This is a genomic window from Arthrobacter sp. UYCo732, from assembly GCF_040547265.1.
GTDB lineage: Bacteria > Actinomycetota > Actinomycetes > Actinomycetales > Micrococcaceae > Arthrobacter.
Window position 1 is genome coordinate 93,453 of sequence record NZ_JBEPPJ010000001.1, and the last position, 20,842, is coordinate 114,294.

At 65.3% G+C, this 20,842-nt stretch carries 20 protein-coding genes; 14 read left to right on the forward strand and 6 right to left on the reverse strand.

The annotated features are described in order from the left end of the window. Nucleotides 1–26 precede the first annotated feature (26 nt). The 4 genes from ABIB45_RS00425 (at nucleotide 27) to ABIB45_RS00440 (ending at nucleotide 4,418) form a co-directional block, all read left to right on the forward strand. Nucleotides 27–1,625 carry a S1C family serine protease gene (locus ABIB45_RS00425; protein WP_354213909.1) on the forward strand — a complete coding sequence of 533 codons (1,599 nt, stop codon included), beginning with the start codon at nucleotides 27–29 and terminating at the stop codon, nucleotides 1,623–1,625. A 242-nt stretch (nucleotides 1,626–1,867) separates the two neighbouring features. Then, entirely contained in the window at nucleotides 1,868–2,668 is an 801-nt protein-coding gene (locus ABIB45_RS00430) for an electron transfer flavoprotein subunit beta/FixA family protein (protein ID WP_354213910.1), read from the forward strand. Nucleotides 2,669–2,682: 14 nt separating this feature from the next. Then, nucleotides 2,683–3,636 carry an electron transfer flavoprotein subunit alpha/FixB family protein gene (locus tag ABIB45_RS00435; protein ID WP_354213911.1) on the forward strand — a complete coding sequence of 318 codons (954 nt, stop codon included), beginning with the start codon at nucleotides 2,683–2,685 and terminating at the stop codon, nucleotides 3,634–3,636. 2 nt (nucleotides 3,637–3,638) lie between these two features. Next, nucleotides 3,639–4,418, forward strand: coding sequence for a PIG-L deacetylase family protein (locus tag ABIB45_RS00440; protein ID WP_354213912.1), 780 nt, complete (start codon nucleotides 3,639–3,641; stop codon nucleotides 4,416–4,418). Between the two features lie 89 nt (nucleotides 4,419–4,507). On the opposite strand, the gene ABIB45_RS00445 is transcribed toward ABIB45_RS00440, so the two are convergent. From ABIB45_RS00445 to ABIB45_RS00460, 4 genes are all read right to left on the reverse strand, one after another. After that, nucleotides 4,508–5,362: an anti-sigma factor gene (locus tag ABIB45_RS00445; RefSeq protein ID WP_354213913.1), complete on the reverse strand. Its 855-nt coding sequence runs from the start codon at nucleotides 5,360–5,362 to the stop codon at nucleotides 4,508–4,510. Between the two features lies 1 nt (nucleotide 5,363). Continuing rightward, a complete protein-coding gene (gene sigK, locus ABIB45_RS00450; RefSeq protein ID WP_354213914.1) occupies nucleotides 5,364–5,972 on the reverse strand; it encodes an ECF RNA polymerase sigma factor SigK in 609 nt (202 codons plus the stop codon). Nucleotides 5,973–6,177: 205 nt separating this feature from the next. After that, the gene (locus ABIB45_RS00455) at nucleotides 6,178–6,645 is read right to left on the reverse strand and encodes a tRNA (cytidine(34)-2'-O)-methyltransferase (RefSeq protein ID WP_354213915.1); all 468 of its coding nucleotides are present in this window, start codon (nucleotides 6,643–6,645) and stop codon (nucleotides 6,178–6,180) included. Between the two features lie 23 nt (nucleotides 6,646–6,668). Next, nucleotides 6,669–7,625 carry a J domain-containing protein gene (locus ABIB45_RS00460; protein WP_354213916.1) on the reverse strand — a complete coding sequence of 319 codons (957 nt, stop codon included), beginning with the start codon at nucleotides 7,623–7,625 and terminating at the stop codon, nucleotides 6,669–6,671. 430 nt (nucleotides 7,626–8,055) lie between these two features. Here ABIB45_RS00460 and ABIB45_RS00465 point away from each other — a divergent pair, with 430 nt between their 5' ends. After that, nucleotides 8,056–8,730 (forward strand): hypothetical protein, encoded by a 675-nt coding sequence (locus tag ABIB45_RS00465; protein WP_354213917.1) that lies wholly within the window; start codon nucleotides 8,056–8,058, stop codon nucleotides 8,728–8,730. Here the strand turns inward: ABIB45_RS00465 and ABIB45_RS00470 are convergent. Then, nucleotides 8,727–9,152 carry a hypothetical protein gene (locus ABIB45_RS00470; RefSeq protein ID WP_354213918.1) on the reverse strand — a complete coding sequence of 142 codons (426 nt, stop codon included), beginning with the start codon at nucleotides 9,150–9,152 and terminating at the stop codon, nucleotides 8,727–8,729. The genes ABIB45_RS00465 and ABIB45_RS00470 overlap by 4 nt on opposite strands. 88 nt (nucleotides 9,153–9,240) lie before the next feature. On the opposite strand from ABIB45_RS00470, the gene ABIB45_RS00475 reads away from it, so the two are divergent. Together ABIB45_RS00475 and ABIB45_RS00480 are read left to right on the forward strand one after the other, a co-directional pair. Beyond that, on the forward strand, nucleotides 9,241–9,903 hold the full coding sequence (locus ABIB45_RS00475) for a helix-turn-helix transcriptional regulator (RefSeq protein ID WP_354213919.1): 663 nt from the start codon (nucleotides 9,241–9,243) through the stop codon (nucleotides 9,901–9,903). Between the two features lie 31 nt (nucleotides 9,904–9,934). After that, nucleotides 9,935–11,167, forward strand: a complete 1,233-nt coding sequence (locus ABIB45_RS00480; RefSeq protein WP_354213921.1) for a cysteine desulfurase family protein — start codon at nucleotides 9,935–9,937, stop codon at nucleotides 11,165–11,167. Here the strand turns inward: ABIB45_RS00480 and ABIB45_RS00485 are convergent. Next, nucleotides 11,143–12,399: an NAD(P)/FAD-dependent oxidoreductase gene (locus ABIB45_RS00485; protein ID WP_354213922.1), complete on the reverse strand. Its 1,257-nt coding sequence runs from the start codon at nucleotides 12,397–12,399 to the stop codon at nucleotides 11,143–11,145. The two genes, ABIB45_RS00480 and ABIB45_RS00485, sit on opposite strands and share 25 nt — an antisense overlap. A gap of 209 nt (nucleotides 12,400–12,608) precedes the next feature. Between ABIB45_RS00485 and mnmA the strand changes: the two genes are divergently transcribed. The 7 genes from mnmA (at nucleotide 12,609) to ABIB45_RS00520 (ending at nucleotide 20,841) form a co-directional block, all read left to right on the forward strand. Continuing rightward, nucleotides 12,609–13,739 (forward strand): tRNA 2-thiouridine(34) synthase MnmA, encoded by a 1,131-nt coding sequence (gene mnmA / locus ABIB45_RS00490; RefSeq protein ID WP_354213923.1) that lies wholly within the window; start codon nucleotides 12,609–12,611, stop codon nucleotides 13,737–13,739. Between the two features lie 189 nt (nucleotides 13,740–13,928). Beyond that, nucleotides 13,929–15,569 (forward strand): ABC transporter substrate-binding protein, encoded by a 1,641-nt coding sequence (locus tag ABIB45_RS00495; protein WP_354213924.1) that lies wholly within the window; start codon nucleotides 13,929–13,931, stop codon nucleotides 15,567–15,569. 94 nt (nucleotides 15,570–15,663) lie between these two features. Then, a complete protein-coding gene (locus ABIB45_RS00500) occupies nucleotides 15,664–16,746 on the forward strand; it encodes an ABC transporter permease (RefSeq protein ID WP_354213925.1) in 1,083 nt (360 codons plus the stop codon). Continuing rightward, nucleotides 16,746–17,738: an ABC transporter permease gene (locus ABIB45_RS00505; RefSeq protein ID WP_354213926.1), complete on the forward strand. Its 993-nt coding sequence runs from the start codon at nucleotides 16,746–16,748 to the stop codon at nucleotides 17,736–17,738. Before ABIB45_RS00500 ends, ABIB45_RS00505 begins: the two co-directional genes overlap by 1 nt. Beyond that, nucleotides 17,735–19,444, forward strand: a complete 1,710-nt coding sequence (locus ABIB45_RS00510) for an ABC transporter ATP-binding protein (protein ID WP_354213927.1) — start codon at nucleotides 17,735–17,737, stop codon at nucleotides 19,442–19,444. Before ABIB45_RS00505 ends, ABIB45_RS00510 begins: the two co-directional genes overlap by 4 nt. 9 nt (nucleotides 19,445–19,453) lie before the next feature. Beyond that, nucleotides 19,454–19,840: a chorismate mutase gene (locus ABIB45_RS00515; protein WP_354213928.1), complete on the forward strand. Its 387-nt coding sequence runs from the start codon at nucleotides 19,454–19,456 to the stop codon at nucleotides 19,838–19,840. Beyond that, the gene (locus ABIB45_RS00520; RefSeq protein WP_354213929.1) at nucleotides 19,831–20,841 is read left to right on the forward strand and encodes a uroporphyrinogen decarboxylase/cobalamine-independent methonine synthase family protein; all 1,011 of its coding nucleotides are present in this window, start codon (nucleotides 19,831–19,833) and stop codon (nucleotides 20,839–20,841) included. The genes ABIB45_RS00515 and ABIB45_RS00520 overlap by 10 nt, the downstream gene beginning before the upstream one ends. The last annotated feature ends 1 nt before the right edge of the window (nucleotide 20,842 follow it).

Here is a 20,842-nt window from a genome sequence, read left to right on the forward strand (position 1 = left end):
TGCAGACGAGGATGAAAGGAAGTCCAATGACTGAGAACCCAACCCCGGGTGCAGCGCCTGGCAACCGGGAACCGGACGAGAACCGGAATCCGGCCGTGACCCCTGCTGAGACCCGCAGCAGCGCTGGCGCCCAGTCCAATCCCACGGAGCGGCTGGACCGCTCCGGGGCGCCTGAAAACCCCACTCAGCAACTGTCAGGTGCGCCCCGTCCGGTTTATCCTCCCCGCGAGCCGGGCTACGGCCAGCAGACGCAGAGCCGGCAGGCTCAGAACCAACAGACGCAAGGCCAGAATTCCTACGGCCAGACGAACGCGGGCAACCAGTATGCCCAGCACGGAGCGCATTCAGCGCTCCCGGGCGGCTACACCGGACCCTACAACTCTGCCCAGTACAACTCCGTCCCCAACCCCGCTGACGCGCCGCGCCGGAAAGCCTCGTTCGGCGTCGGAACCCTGGTGGCCAGCATCCTCGCCGCTGGCCTCGTGGGCGGCGCGGTGGGGACGGTCGGTTCCGGAAATCTTTTTGACAACGGCTCACCGGCGGCCGTTAGCAGCAGCCAGCCGGGAACAGTGATCGTTAACAACAAGGACGACGTCAACGCCATTACGGCTGCAGCGCTCAAGGCGTCGCCGAGCGTGGTGACCATCAGTGCCACGAGCGGCAGTTCGGGCGGCACCGGGTCAGGCATTGTCCTGGACGGCCAGGGCCACATCCTGACCAACACCCACGTGGTGACCCTCGATGGCCAGAGCGCCAACGCAACCCTGGAGGTCCGCACCAGCACCGGCAAAGTGCTGAAGGCCACGCTCGTGGGCACCGACCCGCTGTCTGACCTCGCAGTCATCAAGGTGGACGACACCGCCGGCCTCACCCCGGCAACCCTCGGAGATTCCGGCAAGCTCAATGTGGGCGACACCGCTATCGCCATCGGCTCCCCGCTTGGCCTCACCGGTACGGTCACGGACGGCATTGTCTCAACCCTGAACCGGACCATCAGCGTCGCCTCCTCGGCAGCACCGAAAGAGGGCGACACTTCCCAGGGCGGCGACCAGGGCTTCCAGTTCGCGCCGCCAGGCGGCGGGCAGGGGCACAGCACCGCCAACCAGGGATCCATCTCCATCAACGTGATCCAGACTGATGCCGCCATCAACCCCGGCAACTCCGGCGGTGCCCTGGTGAACTCGAAGGGTGAAATCACCGGCGTCAACGTGGCCATCGCCTCCGCCGGGTCCAATTCCACCTCCTCCAGCGGCAACATCGGCGTAGGCTTCAGCATCCCGATCAACCAGGCAAAGCGTGTTGCCCAGGAGATCATCAACACCGGCAAAGCGTCCCATGGCCAGTTGGGCGTCAGTGTCAAAGACAAGACTTCGAGCGGCTCTTCGTCCGGATTCTCCGTCGGAGCGGATGTGGCCACGGTTGAAGCGAATTCAGCAGCGGCCAAGGCAGGCATCAAAGTGGGCGATGTGGTGACTAAGTTCAACGACCTGGCCATCAGCGAGCCCAACCAGCTGACAGCGGCGGTCCGCGAGCAGGCCGGCGGTTCCACCGTCAAGATCACCGTCCTGCGGAACGGCCCGGAGCAGACGTTCGACGTCACGCTCGGCACGGCAGCGGATCAGTAGGAAGTTCGGCAGAAAGCTCATCACGACGGCGGCGCTCACCACGGTGATCGCCGCCGTCGGGCGTTGTCCCGGTGGTCATAACCTGCGGGCAGGCCGTGACACAGGCGTTAACGGGACGGCAACGGAACACGGCTATATGGTTAGCTAGAGCTACCCGTACCCCGGGCGTTCCGAGGCCATGACCCCACCCGGCTGGCTGTCCACAAGCATGGAAGGCTGCTGTCAATACAGTGGAAGAGACATTGAAAATAATCGTCCTGGTCAAGCATGTACCGGACGCCCAGTTCGACCGCCACCTCAACGGAGAGGGCCACACCACAGACCGCGACGAGAGCATCCTTTCGGAGCTTGACGAGTATGCGCTGGAGGCGGCCCTGCAGTTGGCCGAGGCCCGCGGCGGCGCCAAGGCCGGCAACCAGGTCATCGCCCTGAGCATGGGGCCGTCCGGTGCCGTGAACGCAGTCAAGAAGTCGCTCCAGATGGGCGCCACAGAAGGCGTGCACCTCACGGACAGCGCATTGGCCGGCTCAGACGCGGCCGCCACGTCGCTTGCCCTCGCGGCCGCCATCCGCCACCTCGGTGCCGGCGGCCCGGTTGACCTTGTCCTCACCGGAATGGCCTCAACCGACGGCGAAACATCCCTCGTGCCGGCACAGCTGGCCGAGCGTCTCGGTCTCCCGCAGGTCACCTTCGCGTCCTCGCTGACGGTCGACGGCGGCCGGCTCACCGCCCGCCGCGACGCCGACACCTACTCGGAGACCGTCGAAGCGTCCCTGCCAGCCGTCGTGTCCGTGACGGACCAGATCAACGAGCCGCGCTACCCCAACTTCAAGGGCATCATCGCGGCCAAGCGCAAGAGCATTACCACCCTGTCGCTCTCAGACATCGGCGTGGATCCCGCGCAGGTGGGCCACGCCGGATCCTGGACCACGGTGACCACTGCCGAGGAACGCCCGCCGCGGACCGCGGGCACCATCATCACCGACGAAGGCGACGCCGGCATCAAGCTCGTCGACTTCCTGGCCGCCCAGAAGCTGCTCTAAGAGGGATCACAGACATGGCAAACGTACTTGTTTTCATTGACCACCCCGGCGAAGCCCTCAAGAAAGGCAGCCTGGAACTCCTGACCGTTGGCCGCTCCCTCGGCGAAACCGCTGTTGCCGTCAACGGCGAGCTGCTCGCGGGTGTATCGGCCACGCTCGCCGAATATGGCGTCAGCGCAGTATTCCAGCCCTCCGCCGCGGACCTGGACGACTACCTCGTCGCAGCCAAGGCGGCCTACCTCGCGGCCGCCGCCAGCGCTGCGGGTGCCGGCACCGTGCTCCTGGATAACTCGCCGGAAGGCAGGGAAATCGCCGCGCGGCTCGGCATCCGGCTCAACGCCGGCGTCATCACCGATGTTGTGGCGGTCGACGCCGACGGTACTGCACACAAGTCGGTCCTAGCGGGGTCCTACACCACAGCTGCCAAAGCCACCACGCCCGTTTCGGTGCTGACGCTGAAGGCCAACAGCGTCACCCCTGAGCCCGCATCCGCAGCCACAGCGCCGGAGACCTCCACCATCGAGGTTCCAGCAGACGGCACCGCAGCGGCGGCGCGCATCACCTCCCGCGAACAGAAGGTGGCCAGCGGCCGCCCGGACCTCGCCGATGCCCGCATCGTGGTGGCCGGCGGACGCGGTGTGGATGGCGACTTCGGCCCCGTGGAACAGCTTGCGGACGCCCTGGGTGCCGCAGTGGGCGCCTCCCGCGCGGCCACCGACGCCGGCTGGATCAGCCACGACGCCCAAGTGGGCCAGACCGGCAAAACCGTTTCCCCGCAGCTCTATATCTCCGCGGGCATCTCCGGCGCCATCCAGCAGAAAGCCGGCATGCAGACCGCCAAGGTCATCGTCGCCGTGAACAAGGACGCCGAATCACCGGTCTTTGAGATCGCAGACTTCGGCATCATCGGGGACCTCCGCGACGTCCTCCCGCAGGCCGCGGAAGAAATCAAGAAGCGCAAAGGCTGACCTTGGCTGACCCCGCTGCCGCAGCACAGAGCCCGTTCAACCCGGACACGCACCGGATTGGGCGGGTGCTCTGTTTCGCCGCCCACCCGGACGACATCGACTTCGGTGCCGCGGGGACCATCGCCGCCTGGACAGCCTCCGGCGTCCAAGTCAGTTACTGCATCATGACCGACGGCGATGCAGGGGGCTTCGACCCCGCCGACCGTGCGGAGATCATCGCCCTCCGGGCAGCCGAACAGCGACGGGCCGCCGAGCTGGTGGGCGTCACCGACATCCACTACCTTCACGAGCGCGACGGCTACCTGGAACCGACGCACGAGGTGATGAAAGGTGTGGTGAAGCTGATCCGGAAAGTCCGTCCCGACGTCGTGCTTGCCATGCATCCGGAGCGGAACTGGAGCCGGCTCCAGAAAAGCCACCCGGACCACCTCGCCGTGGGGGAGGCCGTGACACGGGCCGTCTATCCCGCGGTTGAAAATCCCTTCGCCTACCCCGAACTGGCAGAGGCCGGGCTGGCCGCCTACAAGCTGCCTTGGCTGTGGCTCTATGCCGGGCCGGAGGAGCGGGAGAACCATTTCGTGGACGTCACGGACCACGTGGCAGCCAAACTCGACGCGATCCATGTTCACGTCAGCCAGCATCCCGACCTCGCGGCCATGGAGGCGGCCGTGCGGAACGGAATGCTGGCGAACGCGCGTCGTGGCAGACTGGCGGATGGCCGAAGCGCCGAAGCATTCCATGTGGTCGCCGTCAACGGACCGGGAACCATAGCCGGCTTCTAACGAGTTTTTGTCCAGATAACGTGCTTTAAACGCCGTTTAAAGCCCGTTATCTGGACAAAAACTCGGGGGTGGGGAGGAAAGCCGTGCTGTCAGGCACCCAGCGGTGCGGCTGCCACGGTGGGGAAGGTCGGGGTAGACGAGCCGCCCACCGGCTCCACGGTGATGCCGAGCGCTGCGGCCGACGCGATGCCCTTCACCACGGCCGGCCTGGACAGCGCTGCTTCGTCCATCAGGCCTTCCGAAACAGGTGCCGAGCCGTCCTTGGGAATCAGCCACATCTGGTAGACCTTGCCGGCCGGCGGTGCCGGAACGTCCTTCATCTTGACGACCAAGGCATCCTTCGAGGAGGAGATCAGGACCGTTGCCGTTCCGCCCGCAGCGACGGGGACTGACGCCTCGCGGACGTCCCCGGCCCGGGCCACCTGGTTGAGTGGATCGTTCTGGTCGGCGACGTAGCTGCCGACGGCGACACCACCCAGCGCGATCACTGCAGCTGCTGCTGCCGCGGCCAGCCAGCGGCGTGCCCCGGCGGGTTGGCGTCGTGCTTCCCGCCGGAGCCTGGCCGCGGACAGCTCATCCACGGCTTCTGCCGGCGGCTGCACGGCGGCTGTGCTTACAGCTGGTCCGGCGGCAGGGACCTGCTCAAGGGACGGCAACTGCGACACGATGCGGACGAACAGATCCGCGGGAGGATCCTCCTGTGCCGTAAACGATATGGCGAGTGTCTCCCTTGCTTGGCGAACGCGCTCCAGGAACGAATTGCGCTCAGCTTTGGGGGCCGTGGCGACATACCGGTCAATGGCAGCGCGTTCATCTTCGCTGACCGCATCCAGGGCGTAGAGCTCGGCAAGGTCCACTGCCCGCCCGGAATCCAGGTCGGCAGCGATCTCAACGCCGAAAGACCCGGGGCGGCGGGCGGCTCCCTGACTATTCATTTCTGTCATCTCAACTCACCCCCAGACAGGTCTTCAATCGGATCAGTCCGTCGCGGATGCGGGACTTGATGGTGGGTACGGCGGCATTAAGCTTCTCCGCGACCTCGCGGTACGTGAGACCGCCGTAATAGGCGAGCCGCACGGATTCCTGCTGTGTTTCGGTCAGCGTTTCCAGGCAGCGGACCACCCCCTCAGCCTCAAGCTTGCTGTCCACTTCGGCTGAAACCGAGTCGTGGGCCACGTCCTGGCTGCTGGCGCCGTACTTTGCCTCGCGGTCGGTGGCCGACTGCGACGAGCGCACTCTGTCCACTGCCCTGCGATGCGAGATGGTCATCAGCCACGACAGCGGGCTGCCTGCCTCCGGGTTGAACTTCCCGGCGTTCTGCCAGACCTGGAGGAAAACCTCCTGGGTGGTGTCTTCGCTGAGCTCGGGATCAATGAGGACCCGGCGCGCCATGCCAAAAACTCGGCGCGAGGTTAGCTGGTAGAACTCCGCAAAGGCGGCCTGATCGGCGCCCGCAATCCGGGCGAGGAGCGCGGCCAGGCGCTGGCTGAGATCCGCCGGTGAGACCGTGGCTGCGGCCGGGGCCTCGAAGTTTGGCGCGTTGGGAGTTTCCATCACTCCCAAGCATAGGTTGCCAGACGGTGAATCCGGGGCATTGCCGCCGGGGCTGTACCTTGCAGCGTGCAAGGCGCTCAGCTCGATTGCCGGCTCGGCTTGTAACAGTTTCACCTGCCGCTCCTTCATCGCCTGGAATTGCTGTCAGGAGTTATTCGGTGCCGGCAGCGTGGCGGATGGGCCTGCGGGTGCCTGGATACGGTGCTCAGACCTGGGCGCCGGCGAATCCCTGCTGTCGCCAGGCCTCGTACACCGCAATCGAGGCAGCATTGGCAAGGTTCAGCGAACGCAGGGAAGGCAGCATGGGAAGCCGCACGGTGGCGGTGACGTGCGGGTCGCGCTTGAGCGCTTCGGGCAGGCCCACGGATTCCTGGCCGAACATCAGTACATCGCCGGGCAGGTAGGTGATGTCCGCATAACTGGCGCTGCCGTCGGCGGTGAAGGCGTAGACCCGTTCCGGCTGCAGCTCACGCCACGCGTCCTCGATGGTTTTGTGGACAGTCACGACGGCGAGGTCGTGGTAGTCGAGGCCTGCCCGCCGGAGCTTGGCGTCGGAAAAATCAAAGCCCAGGGGTTCCACCAGGTGCAGTTCAGTGCCGGTGATGGCGGCCAGCCTGATCGCATTGCCGGTGTTGCCGGGGATTTCGGGGGAGTGGAAGAGGATTCGGAACACGGTCCAATCCTAGCCAGTCAGATTCAGTGCATGCCGCGCAGCAGCCTGGCAAGGATGGGCACGTTCACCGTATTGGGTCTCGGACCGGACGACAGGAAGTGTTTGAGGCCGCGGACCAGGCCTGCGGCGTTGACCACCTGAACGGTTTCGCCTGCTCCGGCCGTGCGCCGGTGGCGGTCGATGACGGGCTCGTGGAGGTTCCCGTCAGGGCTGTGGATGACTGTCCAGCCGGTGACGTTCAGCTCGGGGAAGATGTCCTGCATGGCCCGGACCACGTGGGCCAGTTGCGGCGGGGCGATCGAGCGGCCGCCATGGTTGAGGGTCTGTCCGTCCCAGGCATAGGCCCCCTTCGGCAGGAGCATTGAACCGATGAGGGCCACCCGGTAGCCGGACAGGAGCGCATGGTCGATGTGGCTGTTGTCAGCGGGGGATTGCAGCCCGTTGACCAGCCGGGCCGCCGGGATGGCCGGCAGCACTTGCCGGGTGATGAGCTGCACCGTACGCATTTCGCGCTGTATCCGGGCATCGGCGCCAAAAATTCCGCGTTTGCGCGGCATGCCGTGGACCTGCTGGCTGGCCTGGCTGAACGGGATGAGTGGGACCGTCCCGGCCGCTTCGAAGGCGGCGGCGTCGTACGGCGGGAGGTACAGCGCGGGGTCGCCGGCGGTGCTGCGGGGCGTGCTGGGCCGGTGCACGGTGGCTGAGGCATGACTACCCGCGGCCGGAGCATCATAGTGCGCTTCCGAGCTGGCCGCCCCGGCAGGGGTTCCGGCTGCATACGAGCGGTCATAGGCCTTCCGGCGCGAGGGGTCGATCAGGGTTTCGTACGCTGCCGTCACCTGGCGGAAAGCGGCGGCGTCCCCGCCATGGTCCGGGTGTGCCGTCCGCGCAGCCCGGCGGTAGGCCACCTTGATCTCCTTGTCGGTGGCTGTCACCGCGACGCGGAGCACCTCGTAGTGGGAGCTGCTGCTCTCGGTCAAGCACTCATCCTTCTGTTCGTCTGGCCAGTCCACGGCATGGCAGCCCGGTCGGCCCAGTTTAGCGGCTGTCCACACAACGACTGCGCTGGCGGAAGTGGTTCCCTTCGCTGGCATCATGCAGCCATGAGGACCGCCGTCGCCATCAACCCGCAGGCTTCCTTTGGCAAACGCGGCACGGCGGGCGCGGCCGCCGTCGATAATTTCCGTTCACGGGCATGGAGGTGCTCGAGCTGCGCGCATAGACCACAGTGCGGCTCTCCGTTTTCCGGTGTTGTGGCCTATGCCGACGGCAAGAGAATCGGCGCGCTGCCCCTCACCATCGAGGTGGTACCCGGCGCCGTCCGGCTGCTGACGTGGGCGGCCCGCGCCGGCGGGCCATCTAGACTTTGGGATGACGACGGCAGGTTGGCCGTCCGGCAAGCATATTGGGGTGGACGTGAAGTCACAGGCTGCAGCCGTATTCGTGGCGGGGGCGCTGCTCGGCGCCACGGCGCTCGCAGGATGCAGTGTTGGCGTCCCGGACCCGGCTGCCCCGAAAGTGGATCAATCCGCCACCGTCCTGGCCACTCCCACCATCACGCCAGGCCACGACGCCGCCGCAGTGGCCGCCAAAGACATGCCGTTCTCTGCCGGTGCGACGTTGGCCGCGGGGGTCCCGGTGGGGATCTCCGATGGGCTCAAGACTGCGCCCGGGTGGACGCCGGTCAAGCACAATGTGGCCGGCGAGAGCCAGTACCTGAAGGCCGACGGCTGCCTGGTCGCGGCCAAGGTCCGTACCAACCAGTCACCCCTGGTGTTGGCGGACGATAGGGAGTCAACGGTTGGCCTTTTTACATATCTGGACCCCACCATCCTGCCCGCCTACCTGAAGACGGCCACGCTGCGGTGGGGCGGTGAGCCTGCCAAGCCGGGACCAAACGTTGAGGTGCTGGTTCTGGAAAAGTCCGGTCAGTCCGGCGCCAAATCAACTTCTGTCATGGCCAGGGTCTTCGGCGCCGCAGCATCGTCGGTGTTCGTCTCGGTTTCCTGCCCCGACGCTGCCACGCTGGCCGCGGCCCAGGCCGAGGTGGCAGCGCGCCTCGTGGTGGTTCCGCCGTCAAACTAGCTGTGGCGGCGCCAGGACCCGGCGGGTGAGAGCCGGTTCAGGGCAAGTGCGCCGACCAGCAGGCCGAAGTCCCGGAGCGCAACATCGTAAAAATTGCCGAGGACCAGCAGATTGATGATGATACCCAGCAGCCAGAGAGCCACTACAAGGGAACCGAACCGGGGACGGGCGGCCACCAAGATGCCGGCGATGATCTCCACGACGCCCACGACGTACATAAAGGTCTGCGCCGTAACCGGCACTGCGTCGGTGGCCGCGGGGGCGAGGTAAATGGTCCAGTCGGTGAGGATGTTGGTGAACTTGTCCAGCCCGAAGAGGATCGGCGCAACGGTGAACACCGTGCGGAGCAGGACGAACGCCTGGTGGTCCGGCGCCATCGTCTGCAGGCGGCCGGCCGACACGTTTTCTGCTGTGGTTTTCATGGTGGAGTCCTTCTAAAAGTAGGTATCATAATTTTAGAGAGAATCGCTAGATTACGCAATGATTGTTGTTTTTAGAAGGGTGGCCGTCATGCGCAGACTTCCGTGGGGACGTCGGATGGCAGCCATTGCGTCGCTTGGCGACGATAAACGCCGGCAGCTTTTTGAGCTGATTGCCGCCTCGGACGGGGCGGTCGGGCGCGACGACGCTGCGCTGGCCCTGGGGCTGCCGCGGAGTACGGCATCCTTCCACCTCGACAGGTTGGTCCAGGACGGTGTGCTGGCAGTGGAATTCCACAAGGCCGCCGGCAAGACCGGCCCGGGTTCCGGGCGCCCCGCAAAAATGTACCGTCCTGCTGCAAGCGAAGTGGGCGCCTCGGTGCCTGACCGTAATTACGATCTGGCCGGGGAGATGCTTGCTGCGGCCATTAAGCACTCCACGGAAACGGGCGGCGCGGTGGGCGATTCCCTGCGGGCCACGTCATACCGCAAGGGCCGGGAGCTTGCTGCCGGAGCTCCGGGCCTGGCGGAGTTCATGGCAGCGGAGGGCTATCAGCCACGGCCCGACGGGGATGGCGGCCTGGTGTTGGCCAACTGCCCGTTCCGCCGGCTCGCGGATGGGCACCCGGACGTGGTCTGCGCCATGAACGGATCCTTCCTGCAGGGCGCCGCCGCGGCGTGCGGTGAACCAGAGGAACGCATCGCACCGAACAGTGTGCCGGGACAGTGCTGCGCCAGGATCACGCCGCCCTGAGTCCGTGGCCTGACGCGGCTAGAATTGATGCGTGTCCGTCTACCTCGATCATGCAGCCACCACGCCACTCTCCGCCGAGGCGCTGGCAGCCCTGACCCGGGAACTGTCCCGCACCGGCAACCCCTCATCCCTGCACGGTTCCGGACGCCGCGCCCGCCGGTCGGTGGAGGATGCCCGGGAAGCGATTGCGGCGGCCGCCGGCGCCCATCCCTCTGAGGTCATCTTCACGTCCGGCGGCACAGAATCTGACAATCTGGCGGTCAAAGGCCTGTATTGGTCCCGCTCCGGCGAAGACCCGGCCCGGCGGCGCATCCTCTGCTCCGCCGTCGAGCACCATGCCGTACTGGACACAGTGGAATGGCTTGAACGGCACGAAGGTGCCCAGGTGACTTGGCTGCCGGTGGACGGTGACGGGGTGGTGGATCTCGACGTCCTCGCCGCTGAGCTTGCCCGCGACCCCGGCTCCATCGCTCTGGTGACCATTATGTGGGCCAATAACGAAGTGGGCACCATCCAGCCCGTGCATCGGATTGTGGAACTGGCACACGCCGCGGGTGTGCCGGTGCATTCGGATGCGGTGCAGGCGTTCGGCTCACTGCCTGTTGACTTCAAAGCTTCCCGCCTGGACGCCATGTCCGTGTCCGGGCACAAGATCGGCGGACCGGTGGGCGTGGGTGCCCTGCTGTTGGGGCGGGCGGTCAAGCTTACTCCGGTGCAGCACGGTGGCGGCCAGGAGCGCGATGTGCGCTCCGGGACGCTGGATACAGCGTCCATTGCCGCTTTCGCTGCAGCGGCCGAAGCGGCCACTGCAGGGCTCACCGCGGAGGCCTTCCGCATCGCGGCCCTCCGCAACCGGCTGGTCGACGGCGTCGTGGAGCGGGTGCCGGAGGCCGTGCTGCGCGGGGCGGCGGGGAAGGGGCGGCTGCCCGGCAACGCGCACTTCACCTTGCCCGGCTGTGAAGGAGATTCGCTGTTGTTCCTCCTGGACCTTGCCGGCGTGGAGTCGTCCACCGGTTCTGCCTGCACAGCCGGTGTCCCGCGGCCGTCCCATGTGCTGCTGGCCATGGGGCTGGATGAGGAAACGGCCCGCGGCGCCCAGCGCTTCACGCTCGGGCATGCGTCCACGGAGGCGGATGTGGATGCCCTGTTGGCCGCGCTGCCGGGCGCCTACGAGCGGGCCCGCCAGGCGGGAATGGCCGGGCACGAATCGTCCATCCAGACTGCCGGAACGATGGCGCGTCAGGCCGGTTCCGGCAGGAGTTGATCGAGGCCGGCGGAATTGTCGGCCAGGCGCTCAGCCGTGACCGGCGTCCGCGCTGAGATGAGGGCCTTGATAGCCTTCTGTGCGCCGGGCTGTGGCTTCCGCGGCCAGTTGACGCTCATTCCGGCCACCACACGGGAGTTTTGGAGCCAGAACGCAATGAACTCCTTGGCCTCCAACGACCCCCGGATCACAGGTGGGGCAGCCGCCGCCAGCGCCGGGAAGCCGGAGTACTCCATGCTGACGTCGAACTGGTCTGTATAGAAATAGGGAATGGTGCTGAGCGTGGCATCCTGGCCCAGCATCGCCTTCGCGGCCACCTTGCCGCCGTTGAGCGCGTTGGACCAATGTTCGCTGCGCTGGTGTTGGCCGGTAAAGGGGTGCAAGGCGTTGGCGACGTCCCCGGCGGCAAAGACGCCCGGCTCGCTGGTCTTGAGTGACGCATCCGTGAGGATGCCGTTGTCCAGGGCCAGGCCAGCTGACTCGGCAAGAGCGGTCTCGGGGAACACGCCCACGGCGATGATCACGATGTCCGCCGGGAGCAGCTCGCCGGAGTCGGTGATGACCCCGGTGACAGCACCCTCCGTCCCCGTAAGCTCCCGCGCTGAGGCGGGAAGCCGGAAACCCACGCCCTGGGTTTCGTGCAGTTCGCGGAAGAACCGGCCCAGGTCCGGGCCGATGGCACCCGCCAGGGGGATCTCCTCGAGGCCAAGCAGGGTGACGTTGTTGCCATATGTTGCCGCAGCGGCCGCCAGTTCCATGCCGATCCAGCCGGAACCGATCATCACCACGTTCTTCCCGCCCGCTGCCAGGCTTTCGCGGAGCCGCCTGCTGTCATCCAAGGTGCGGAACGTGGAGACGCCTGCCAGGCCGCTGCCTGGCAGGCGCAGCGTACGCGGGGACGCCCCGGTGGCCAGGAGCAGCGAGCCGTACGGCAGGGACGTTCCATCGCCCAGCTGCACCGTCCTGGCGTCCGGCCGGATTTCGGTGACCCGGACGCCCAGGCGGAGGCCGACATCGTTCTCTGCGTACCAGCCGGCCGGCACCACCGGGACAGTATCCTCTGCGGCCTTGCCGAGCAGGTACTCCTTGGAGAGCGGCGGACGCAGATAGGGGTGGTGGCTTTCGGCGGCGACAACGGTGACCTTCCCCGTGAACCCTTCTGCCCGCAGGGTCTTGGCGGCAGTGGCGCCGGCCAGCCCGCCGCCCACAATGACGATGTCCTGAACAGCCATGTCAGCCCGCTTCCCGATAATGCCTTCGGAATCTAAAACCGTCTATCCTGACTTTAGAAGGGCGGAGCGGGCCAGTCAAGGTCTTTTTGGGGAGCATTCGGCGTGCCGATAGAATAGCGCAGCAGGCATTGTGTTATCTGTCCGGCCACCGATTGAACGGCTGCCGCCCCTGGTGCCTGCAGCCCCCCTGAACCCAACAGAAAGCCAGCATGCGAGTCTTAGCAGCCATGAGCGGCGGAGTTGACTCCGCCGTAGCCGCAGCACGTGCCGTTGAAGCCGGACACGACGTGGTGGGCGTACACCTTGCGCTGTCCCGTATGCCTGGCACTTTGCGGACGGGCAGCCGCGGCTGCTGCACCATTGAAGACTCCCGCGACGCCTGGCGCGCCTGCGACGTGCTGGGGATCCCGTACTACGTCTGGGACTTCTCGGAACGTTTCAAGGAAGACGTGGTCCAGGACTTCATCGACGAATACGCTGCTGGCCGCACCCCCAACCCCTGCATGCGCTGCAACGAGCGGATCAAGTTCGCTGCACTGCTGGAAAAGGCTATTGCCCTGGGCTTCGACGCCGTCTGCACCGGGCACTACGCCAAGGTGATCACTGACTCCGAGGGCAACCCGGAACTCCACCGGGCGGCGGACTGGGCCAAGGACCAGAGCTACGTCCTGGGCGTCCTGACCCACGAGCAGCTTAAGCACTCAATGTTCCCGCTCGCCGATACGCCCTCCAAGGCTGAGGTGCGGGCGGAGGCCGAGCGCCGCGGGCTCTCCGTTGCCAACAAGCCGGACAGCCACGACATCTGCTTTATTCCCGACGGCGACACCGCGGGGTGGCTGGCCGAAAAAATCGACATGACCACCGGTGACATTGTGGACGAAACCGGCTCAAAGGTGGGCGAGCATCCCGGCGCCAACGCCTTCACCGTGGGCCAGCGCCGTGGCCTGAAGCTGGGGACACCCGCAGCGGACGGCAAGCCGCGGTTCGTGCTCGAGATCCGGCCGAAGGAAAACAAAGTGGTAGTGGGGCCCCAGGCGCTGCTGGCCATCGACGAGATCCGCGGCATCAAGGTTTCCTGGGCCGGCCTGCCCATCGCCGAGATCGAAACTGGTACCGAGTTTGGGTGCCATGCGCAGGTCCGCGCTCACGGCGACCCCGTGCCGGCAACCGCGCGTATGGTGACGGTTCCCGGCGGGGACGCGCCCCAGCTGCTGGTGACCTTGACCGACCCGCTGCGGGGAGTGGCTCCCGGCCAGACGGTGGTCCTCTACCAGGGCAGCCGGGTGCTCGGCCAGGCCACTATCGACGCCGCCCGGTCGCTGCAGCGCGCCGAACTTTAGGCCGCTCCCCTGAGCCTGAGCGGGCGTGTTTGAAATACTCAGGTAAATTTTGTGTCTCAACTCACAAAATTGCCGGTTGATGAGCCCGGCGTCTGATTGAATCTAGGCATTAGGACAGCGCCCTGCCCGCTCGAGTAAACACCCCTAAGCGGGCGGCGAACGCGTACTCATCGAACAGAAAGTTCACAGATGACAAACAGCACCAGAGCCTTGCGGAGCGCACTCGCGCTCGCGGGCGTTTCCGCCCTCGCCTTGACTGCCTGCACGGGCCCCTCAGGCGGCGGCGGAAACAGCACCACGCCAGGGGACACCGCCACAAGCACCATCTCCTACGGCACCACCGATAAGGTCACGGCGCTGGATCCGGCCGGCTCGTACGACAACGGTTCGTTTATGTTGATGAACCAGGTTTATTCCTTCCTGCTGAACTCCAAGCCCGGCGGAGCGGATCCTGTTCCTGACCTCGCGGAATCGTCCTCGTTCACCAAGCCCACCGAATTTACGGTCAAACTCAAAAGCGGCCTCAAGTGGGCCAACGGACACGTCCTGGATTCCAAGGACGTCAAGTTCTCGTTCGACCGCCAGGTGAAGATCAAGGACCCCAACGGCCCGGCGTCACTGCTGACCAACATCGAGTCCATTGCCACCCCGGATGCCACCACCGTGGTGTTCACGCTCAAGCAGGCCAATGACCAGACGTTTGCGCAGGTCCTGCAGAGTCCGGCCGCTCCCATCGTTGACGATGAAGTGTTCCCGGCCGACAAACTCCTCAGCGACGATGAGATTGTCAAGGCGAACGCGTTCTACGGCCAGTACACTATCGACTCCTATAGCAAGAACACGCTGGTCAGCCTAAAGCCGTGGCCCGACTACAAGGGCGTCCTGGGCAAGCCCGCCAACGACGGTGCCACCATCAAGTACTACACCGACCAGACCAACATGAAGCTGGAAATCAAGGGCGGCCAGATCGATGTTGCCAACCGCAGCCTGAGCGCCACGGACATCGACGACCTCAAGAAGGACTCCAACGTCAAGGTCAACATCGGCCCCGGCGGCGAGATGCGCTACATCGTCTTCAATTTCGACACCATGCCCTTCGGGGCGAAGACCCCCGAAGCTGATCCGAAGAAGGCGCTGGCCGTCCGCCAGGCGGTGGCCAACCTCGTAGACCGCCAGGCCATTTCGGACCAGGTCTACAAGGGCACCTACCTGCCGATGTGGTCCAACGTTCCGTCCGGCTTCCTTGGCGCCAATGAGTCCTTCAAGCAGGCCTACGGCGACGGTGCCGGAAAGCCCAGCCTGGACAAAGCCAAGAAGGCCATTGCCGACGCCGGCATCTCCGGCCCGGTGACCATCAACCTGCAGTACAACCCTGACCACTATGGCAAGTCGTCCGGCGACGAATACGCCATGGTCAAGGACCAGCTGGAGAAGAGCGGGCTGTTTACCGTGAACCTCCAGTCCACGGAGTGGGTCACCTACAACGCGGCTTCGAAGAAAGACAGCTACCCGGTCTACCAGTTGGGCTGGTTCCCTGACTTCAGTGACCCGGACAACTACCTGACACCCTTCTTCCCCAAAGGTGGCTACATCAACAACCACTACTCCAACACGAACGTGGAAACGCTGATCGCCAAACAGCTGGTGACGGCGGACAAGTCGGAGCGCGAAAAGACGATTCAGGAAGTCCAGAATCAGCTGGCGAAGGACATCTCCACCCTGCCGCTACTGCAGGGTGCCCAGGTGGCCATTTCCGGGAAGAACGTGAAGGGCGTGGACTCCACCCTGGACGCATCGTTCAAGTTCCGGCTCGGCACCGTCTCCAAGTAATTCCGAAAGACACCACAACGGGAGGCGGGGCCCACACGGTCCCGCCTCCTAGGTGTTCCCCAAATTTCTTCGTTTCAAACCAGGCAGGGACAGCATGGCCACCTTGATAGATGCCCCGCCGCCAAGGGTCGCGGCCCCCACATCCAAATCCGCGGGAGGTGGCCTCGGGAGATACATCCTGGTCCGCTTCCTGCTGATCTTCCCCACGATCTTTATTCTCGTCACCCTGGTTTTTTTCCTGATGCGGATCACCGGCGATCCCATCACTGCGGCCCAGGGCGGCCGGCTCCCGCAGGAACAGATTAATGCCCTGATCCACCAGGCCGGCTATGATCGGCCACTGTTCATTCAGTACCTTGAATATCTCGGCCAGATCGTCACCGGCAACTTCGGCCGGACTCTTTCAGATGGCAGGCCAGTGATTGAGATGCTCACCAAATTCGGGGCCGCCACCCTGGAGCTTGCCATCAACGCACTGGTCGTGGCGCTGCTGATTGGCATTCCCCTCGGAATGTTTGCGGCGCATAAACGCGACAAGGTCCCGGACGCTTTGCTGCGTTTCTTCGCCATCCTGTGCTACGCCACCCCCGTCTTCTTTGCGGGCCTTCTCCTGAAGCTCACTTTCTCCGTTGGCCTCGGCTGGTTCCCGGTGGCGGGGCGCGCTTCCACAACCACTGAACTTGCGATGGCGCGCCTTTCGGCGCCAACTGGCATTTACTGGCTCGATGCACTGCGGAGCGGCGACCTTGCAGCCTTCGGGGACATCGTCCACCACGCCGCTCTCCCGGCCGTTGCGCTGGGACTACTGACCGCCGGCGTCTTCCTCCGCCTGGTCCGGACCAATGTGATCGGTACCTTGGGCAAGGACTACATTGAGGCAGGACGGTCCCGCGGAGTCAGCGAATACCGTCTGGTGACCAAGCATGCCTACAAGCCCGCACTGATCCCCATCATCACGGTCATGGGCCTCCAGATCGCGCTATTGCTTGGCGGTGCAGTGCTGACCGAAACCACTTTCGAATGGAAGGGCCTCGGCTATCAATTGGCCCAGTACCTCACGGCGCGTGACTTTGTGGCCGTCCAAGGCATCGTCATGCTGCTGGCCGTTATAGTGGCCGTCACGAATTTCGTCGTGGACATTGCCGCGGCCCTGATTGATCCGCGAGTGAGGTACTGATGGGTGCCGAAGCATTCACGCCAAGAAAGAAGTCGTTGCTGGACAGGCTGCCCGTCTTGTCGCACATCCGGCGCAGCGTCGGCCTGCAGCGCACTATGCTGCTGATCGGTGTAGTACTGTGCGCAGTTTTCCTGGTGACGGCCCTTTTGGCGCCGCTGCTGGCGCCCTACGGTTATTCGCAAATCTCCGACGACGCCGGAACGTTCCCAGCGCAGGCCGAGCCAGGTGGCAAGCACCTGTGGGGAACAACGGTGGGCGGCTACGACGTGCTGTCCAGGGTCATCTGGGGATCGCAGACGGCGGTGACGGTGATCGTCGTTGCTGTCCTCATGGCCATCTTCCTCGGAGTATTCCTGGGCCTGATCAGCGGCTACTTTGGTGGCTGGCTGGACCGGATCCTGGTAGTCATTGCTGATGCCATCTATGCTTTTCCCACACTCCTTCTGGCCATCGTGGTGTCCATCGCCATCAATAAGGGCCAGTCTGGCTTCTGGGGTGGCATCCTCGCCTGCGGCTTCGCCATCACGGCCGTGTTCGTACCGCAGTACTTCCGGGTCATTAGGGCAGAGACCATTCGCCTCAAGGCCGAGCCGTTTGTGGAATCCGCCCAAGTGGTTGGTGCCTCCAGCGCACGGATCATCGGCCGGCACATCTTCGCCAATGCGACCCGCACACTGCCGCTGATTTTCACGCTCAACGCCTCTGAAGCGATCCTCACCCTGGCCGCCCTGGGCTTCCTCGGCTTCGGCATCGAACCCAGCTCGGCGGCTGAATGGGGCTTCGACCTCAATAAGGCCATGTCCGATGCCTCCTCCGGCATTTGGTGGACGGGAGTCTTCCCGGGCACGGCGATCGTGCTCACCGTCCTGGGCCTGACTTTGGTGGGCGAGAGCATGAATGATCTCAACGATCCCCGTTTGCGCGGACGCAAACGGGCCGGTGCCAAGAACAAGGGAACAGGCGTTACGAACCAGAAGGAAGTGTCCGCATGAGTGGTCCCCAGATCATCGAAGACAGCCCCAGGCGCGGCACCGGGAATGTCCTGGAAATCGACCACCTCAAGGTCACATTCGCCACCGACGGGGGAGACGTCTACGCCGTCAAGGATGTCAGTCTGGACGTCCGGTCCGGCGAGGTGCTGGCCATCGTGGGCGAATCCGGTTCCGGCAAAACGGTGACCGCGAAGACCATTCTGGGGCTGCTGCCCGAAACCGCAACGAGCGGCGGCGCAGTGCTGATCAACGGGAACAATGTGATCAGCGTCAGTGCCGCCAAGCTGCGGCAGATCCGGGGCCGCGATGTGGCCATGGTGTTCCAGGAACCCTCCACCGCACTGAACCCGGTGTTCACCGTGGGCTGGCAGATCGCCGAAGGCATCCGCGCCCACGCCGGCGCCGGTAGCAACCGGGTCTCGGCCAAGGACGCCAAAGCCCGTGCCATCGAGGCGCTGCGCAAGGTGGGGATCCCGGATCCGGAGCACCGGGTTAACTACTATCCGCACCAGTTTTCCGGGGGCCAGAAGCAGCGCGTCGTCATTGCCGCTGCCCTGGCTCTGAACCCGGGACTCATTGTGGCTGACGAACCCACCACCGCCCTGGACGTAACCGTCCAGGCCGAAATCCTGGAGCTGCTGCGGGACCTGCGGGACAAATACGGTACGTCGATCGTGCTCATCACACACAACATGGGCGTGGTGGCGGACCTCGCTGACCGGGTGGTGGTGATGTACCAGGGCGACGTCGTGGAGGAAGCACCGGCGCGGGTGCTGTTCGCGGAACCTCAAGAGGACTACACTAGGAAGCTGCTGGCCGCTGTGCCGCACCTGGGCAGGAACTCGGCCTCGGAAGGACTAAGGGAACGCGCCCACCAGCAATCGCCGGTGCTGGTGGACGCCACCAACTTGACCATCGAGTATCCAGGCCGGTTCGGCACGCCGGCCTTCAAAGCCGTGGACGGGGTTAGCTTCACCATCTCCGCAGGGGAAGTCTTTGGGCTGGTGGGCGAATCCGGATCAGGAAAAACTACGATCGGACGGGCCATTGCCGGCCTTAACCAGACCACGGGCGGCAGCCTGAAGGTGCTCGGCTACGAAATGCTGAATTTCAAAGAACGGACGTTCAAACCCCGCCGGAAGGACATCGGCTTTGTCTTCCAGGATCCGGCCGCGTCCTTCAACCCGCAGCTGACCATCGGCGACTGTGTGGCGGAGCCCATGATCATCCACACCAGCCCCAGCCCCGCGCAGGCGCGCAAACGGGTCGGTGAGCTGTTCGAATCAGTGCAGCTGCCGGCGTCGTACGCTGACCGGTACCCGCATGAACTCTCCGGTGGCCAGCGCCAGCGGGCGTCGCTGGCGCGCGCACTCATCCTGAACCCGAGGCTGTTGATCGCCGACGAGCCGACGTCGGCGCTGGACGTTTCGGTGCAGGCCAAGGTGCTGGAACTCTTCAAGGAAATCCAGGCCGAGTTCGGGTTTGCCGCGCTGTTCATCAGCCACGACCTCGCGGTGGTGGACATCCTCGCGCAGTGGGTGGGCGTGCTGTACAAGGGCAAACTCGTGGAACAGGGGATCGGCAGCCAGGTGATGGGGGCCCCGCAGCACGACTACACCAAGCGTCTGATCGCGTCCCTTCCCGTCCCTGATCCGGAGGAGCAGGCGCGGCGACGGGCGGCACACCGGGCGCTGCTGGCCACATAGACTTGGACCATGACGCAGCAAAACCATGATGTTCCCGAATCTGAAACCTACGACGCCGCCGCCAGTTCGCTGGCAGGCCAGGTGGACAACTCGGTGATGGCGGAACTGCTGTCCATCCGGTCAAGCATCGACAACATCGATGCCACTCTGGTCTACCTGCTCGCCGAGCGGTTCAAAGCGACGCAGAAGGTGGGCTTCCTCAAGGCTGCACACCGGCTCCCCGCCGGGGATCCCGGCCGCGAAAGCGCCCAGATCGCCCGGCTGCGGCGGCTGGCTGCGGACGCCCACCTGGATCCGGCCTTTGCTGAGAAGTTCCTGAATTTCATCATCGGTGAGGTCATCCGGCATCACGAAGCCATCGCCGAGGACCACCAGGCCGCTGCAGAGTGGAAGTAACAGCCACCGCGCTGGGGCCGTGGCCGGGGGAGGACCCGGTGGAGGCCGCGCGGATCATCCGAGGTGAGCTTGGCAGCCCGCACCTGCCGTTCCTGGCCGAGCTGCCGGACCGCGGAGTCGGATCGGACGCCCTGGGCCGCACGGCCTCGCTCCTGGTTGAGCTAGCCGTGGACGTCCAGCCGCATGGTTGGCGGCTGGTGGACCGGCCCGGCAAGGATTTCCGCCGGGCCGCTTCGGCGCTCTCCACGGACATCAACGTACTTGCTGACGTAGCCGGTGCGGAGGACACCCCTGCCTTCGAGCTCAAGGTCCAGCTGCTGGGCCCGATCAGCTTGGCCGCCGGACTGCACCTGCACAACGGTGAACGCGCCCTGATCGACTACGGCGCGCGCCGGGATATCGCCGCCTCGCTGGCCGCCGGTGTGGGCAGTTACCTGTCCCGTGTCTCCAGCGCAGTTCCAGGCGCTCAGCTGGTGGTCCAGCTCGACGAACCTGACATTGCCGCGGTACTTGCGGGCACCATCCCGACGTCGAGCGGTTACCGTACGCTGCGTGCGGTGGGCGGCCAGGAGGTCACTGAGTCCTGGCAGCTGGTCATAGAAGCGCTGCGGGCGGCCGGCGCCGGCGAGGTCGTTGTCGCGGTGCCCGAGGTGGAGGCCCCGATCGAACGGATTGTGGCGGCCGGCGCTGACGGGGTGGCGGTTCCGTTGAAGGCACTGACGTCACGGCAGTGGGAGCAGCTGGCTGCCGCGGTGGAGGCCGGCAAACGGGTTTGGGCCGGTGCGCTGGATACCAGCGGCGGCACCCTGCCCAAGGTGTCCGACGCCGTCGAATCCGTCTGGCGGCCCTGGCACCAGATGGGGCTGCCGGCGTCGTCGCTGAGCAGCGTGCGGGTCACACCGGCCGGGGGACTGACCGGTCTCAGTCCGGCTGCCGCCACGACAGTGCTGGGCAGGCTAACCCAGCTGGCCGACGGGCTTAACCAGCGGGCGCACGGCTAAG

Bases quoted from the DNA above. Each gene is read 5' to 3' on its own strand.
- ABIB45_RS00475 (WP_354213919.1), top strand. From the start codon at position 9,241: ATGCGCAGACTTCCGTGGGGACGTCGGATGGCAGCCATTGCGTCGCTT.
- ABIB45_RS00500 (WP_354213925.1), top strand. From the start codon at position 15,664: ATGGCCACCTTGATAGATGCCCCGCCGCCAAGGGTCGCGGCCCCCACA.
- ABIB45_RS00485 (WP_354213922.1), bottom strand. From the start codon at position 12,399: ATGGCTGTTCAGGACATCGTCATTGTGGGCGGCGGGCTGGCCGGCGCC.
- ABIB45_RS00495 (WP_354213924.1), top strand. From the start codon at position 13,929: ATGACAAACAGCACCAGAGCCTTGCGGAGCGCACTCGCGCTCGCGGGC.
- ABIB45_RS00510 (WP_354213927.1), top strand. From the start codon at position 17,735: ATGAGTGGTCCCCAGATCATCGAAGACAGCCCCAGGCGCGGCACCGGG.
- sigK (WP_354213914.1), bottom strand. From the start codon at position 5,972: ATGGAAACTCCCAACGCGCCAAACTTCGAGGCCCCGGCCGCAGCCACG.
- ABIB45_RS00425 (WP_354213909.1), top strand. From the start codon at position 27: ATGACTGAGAACCCAACCCCGGGTGCAGCGCCTGGCAACCGGGAACCG.
- ABIB45_RS00515 (WP_354213928.1), top strand. From the start codon at position 19,454: ATGACGCAGCAAAACCATGATGTTCCCGAATCTGAAACCTACGACGCC.
- mnmA (WP_354213923.1), top strand. From the start codon at position 12,609: ATGCGAGTCTTAGCAGCCATGAGCGGCGGAGTTGACTCCGCCGTAGCC.
- ABIB45_RS00470 (WP_354213918.1), bottom strand. From the start codon at position 9,152: ATGAAAACCACAGCAGAAAACGTGTCGGCCGGCCGCCTGCAGACGATG.
- ABIB45_RS00435 (WP_354213911.1), top strand. From the start codon at position 2,683: ATGGCAAACGTACTTGTTTTCATTGACCACCCCGGCGAAGCCCTCAAG.
- ABIB45_RS00445 (WP_354213913.1), bottom strand. From the start codon at position 5,362: ATGACAGAAATGAATAGTCAGGGAGCCGCCCGCCGCCCCGGGTCTTTC.
- ABIB45_RS00505 (WP_354213926.1), top strand. From the start codon at position 16,746: ATGGGTGCCGAAGCATTCACGCCAAGAAAGAAGTCGTTGCTGGACAGG.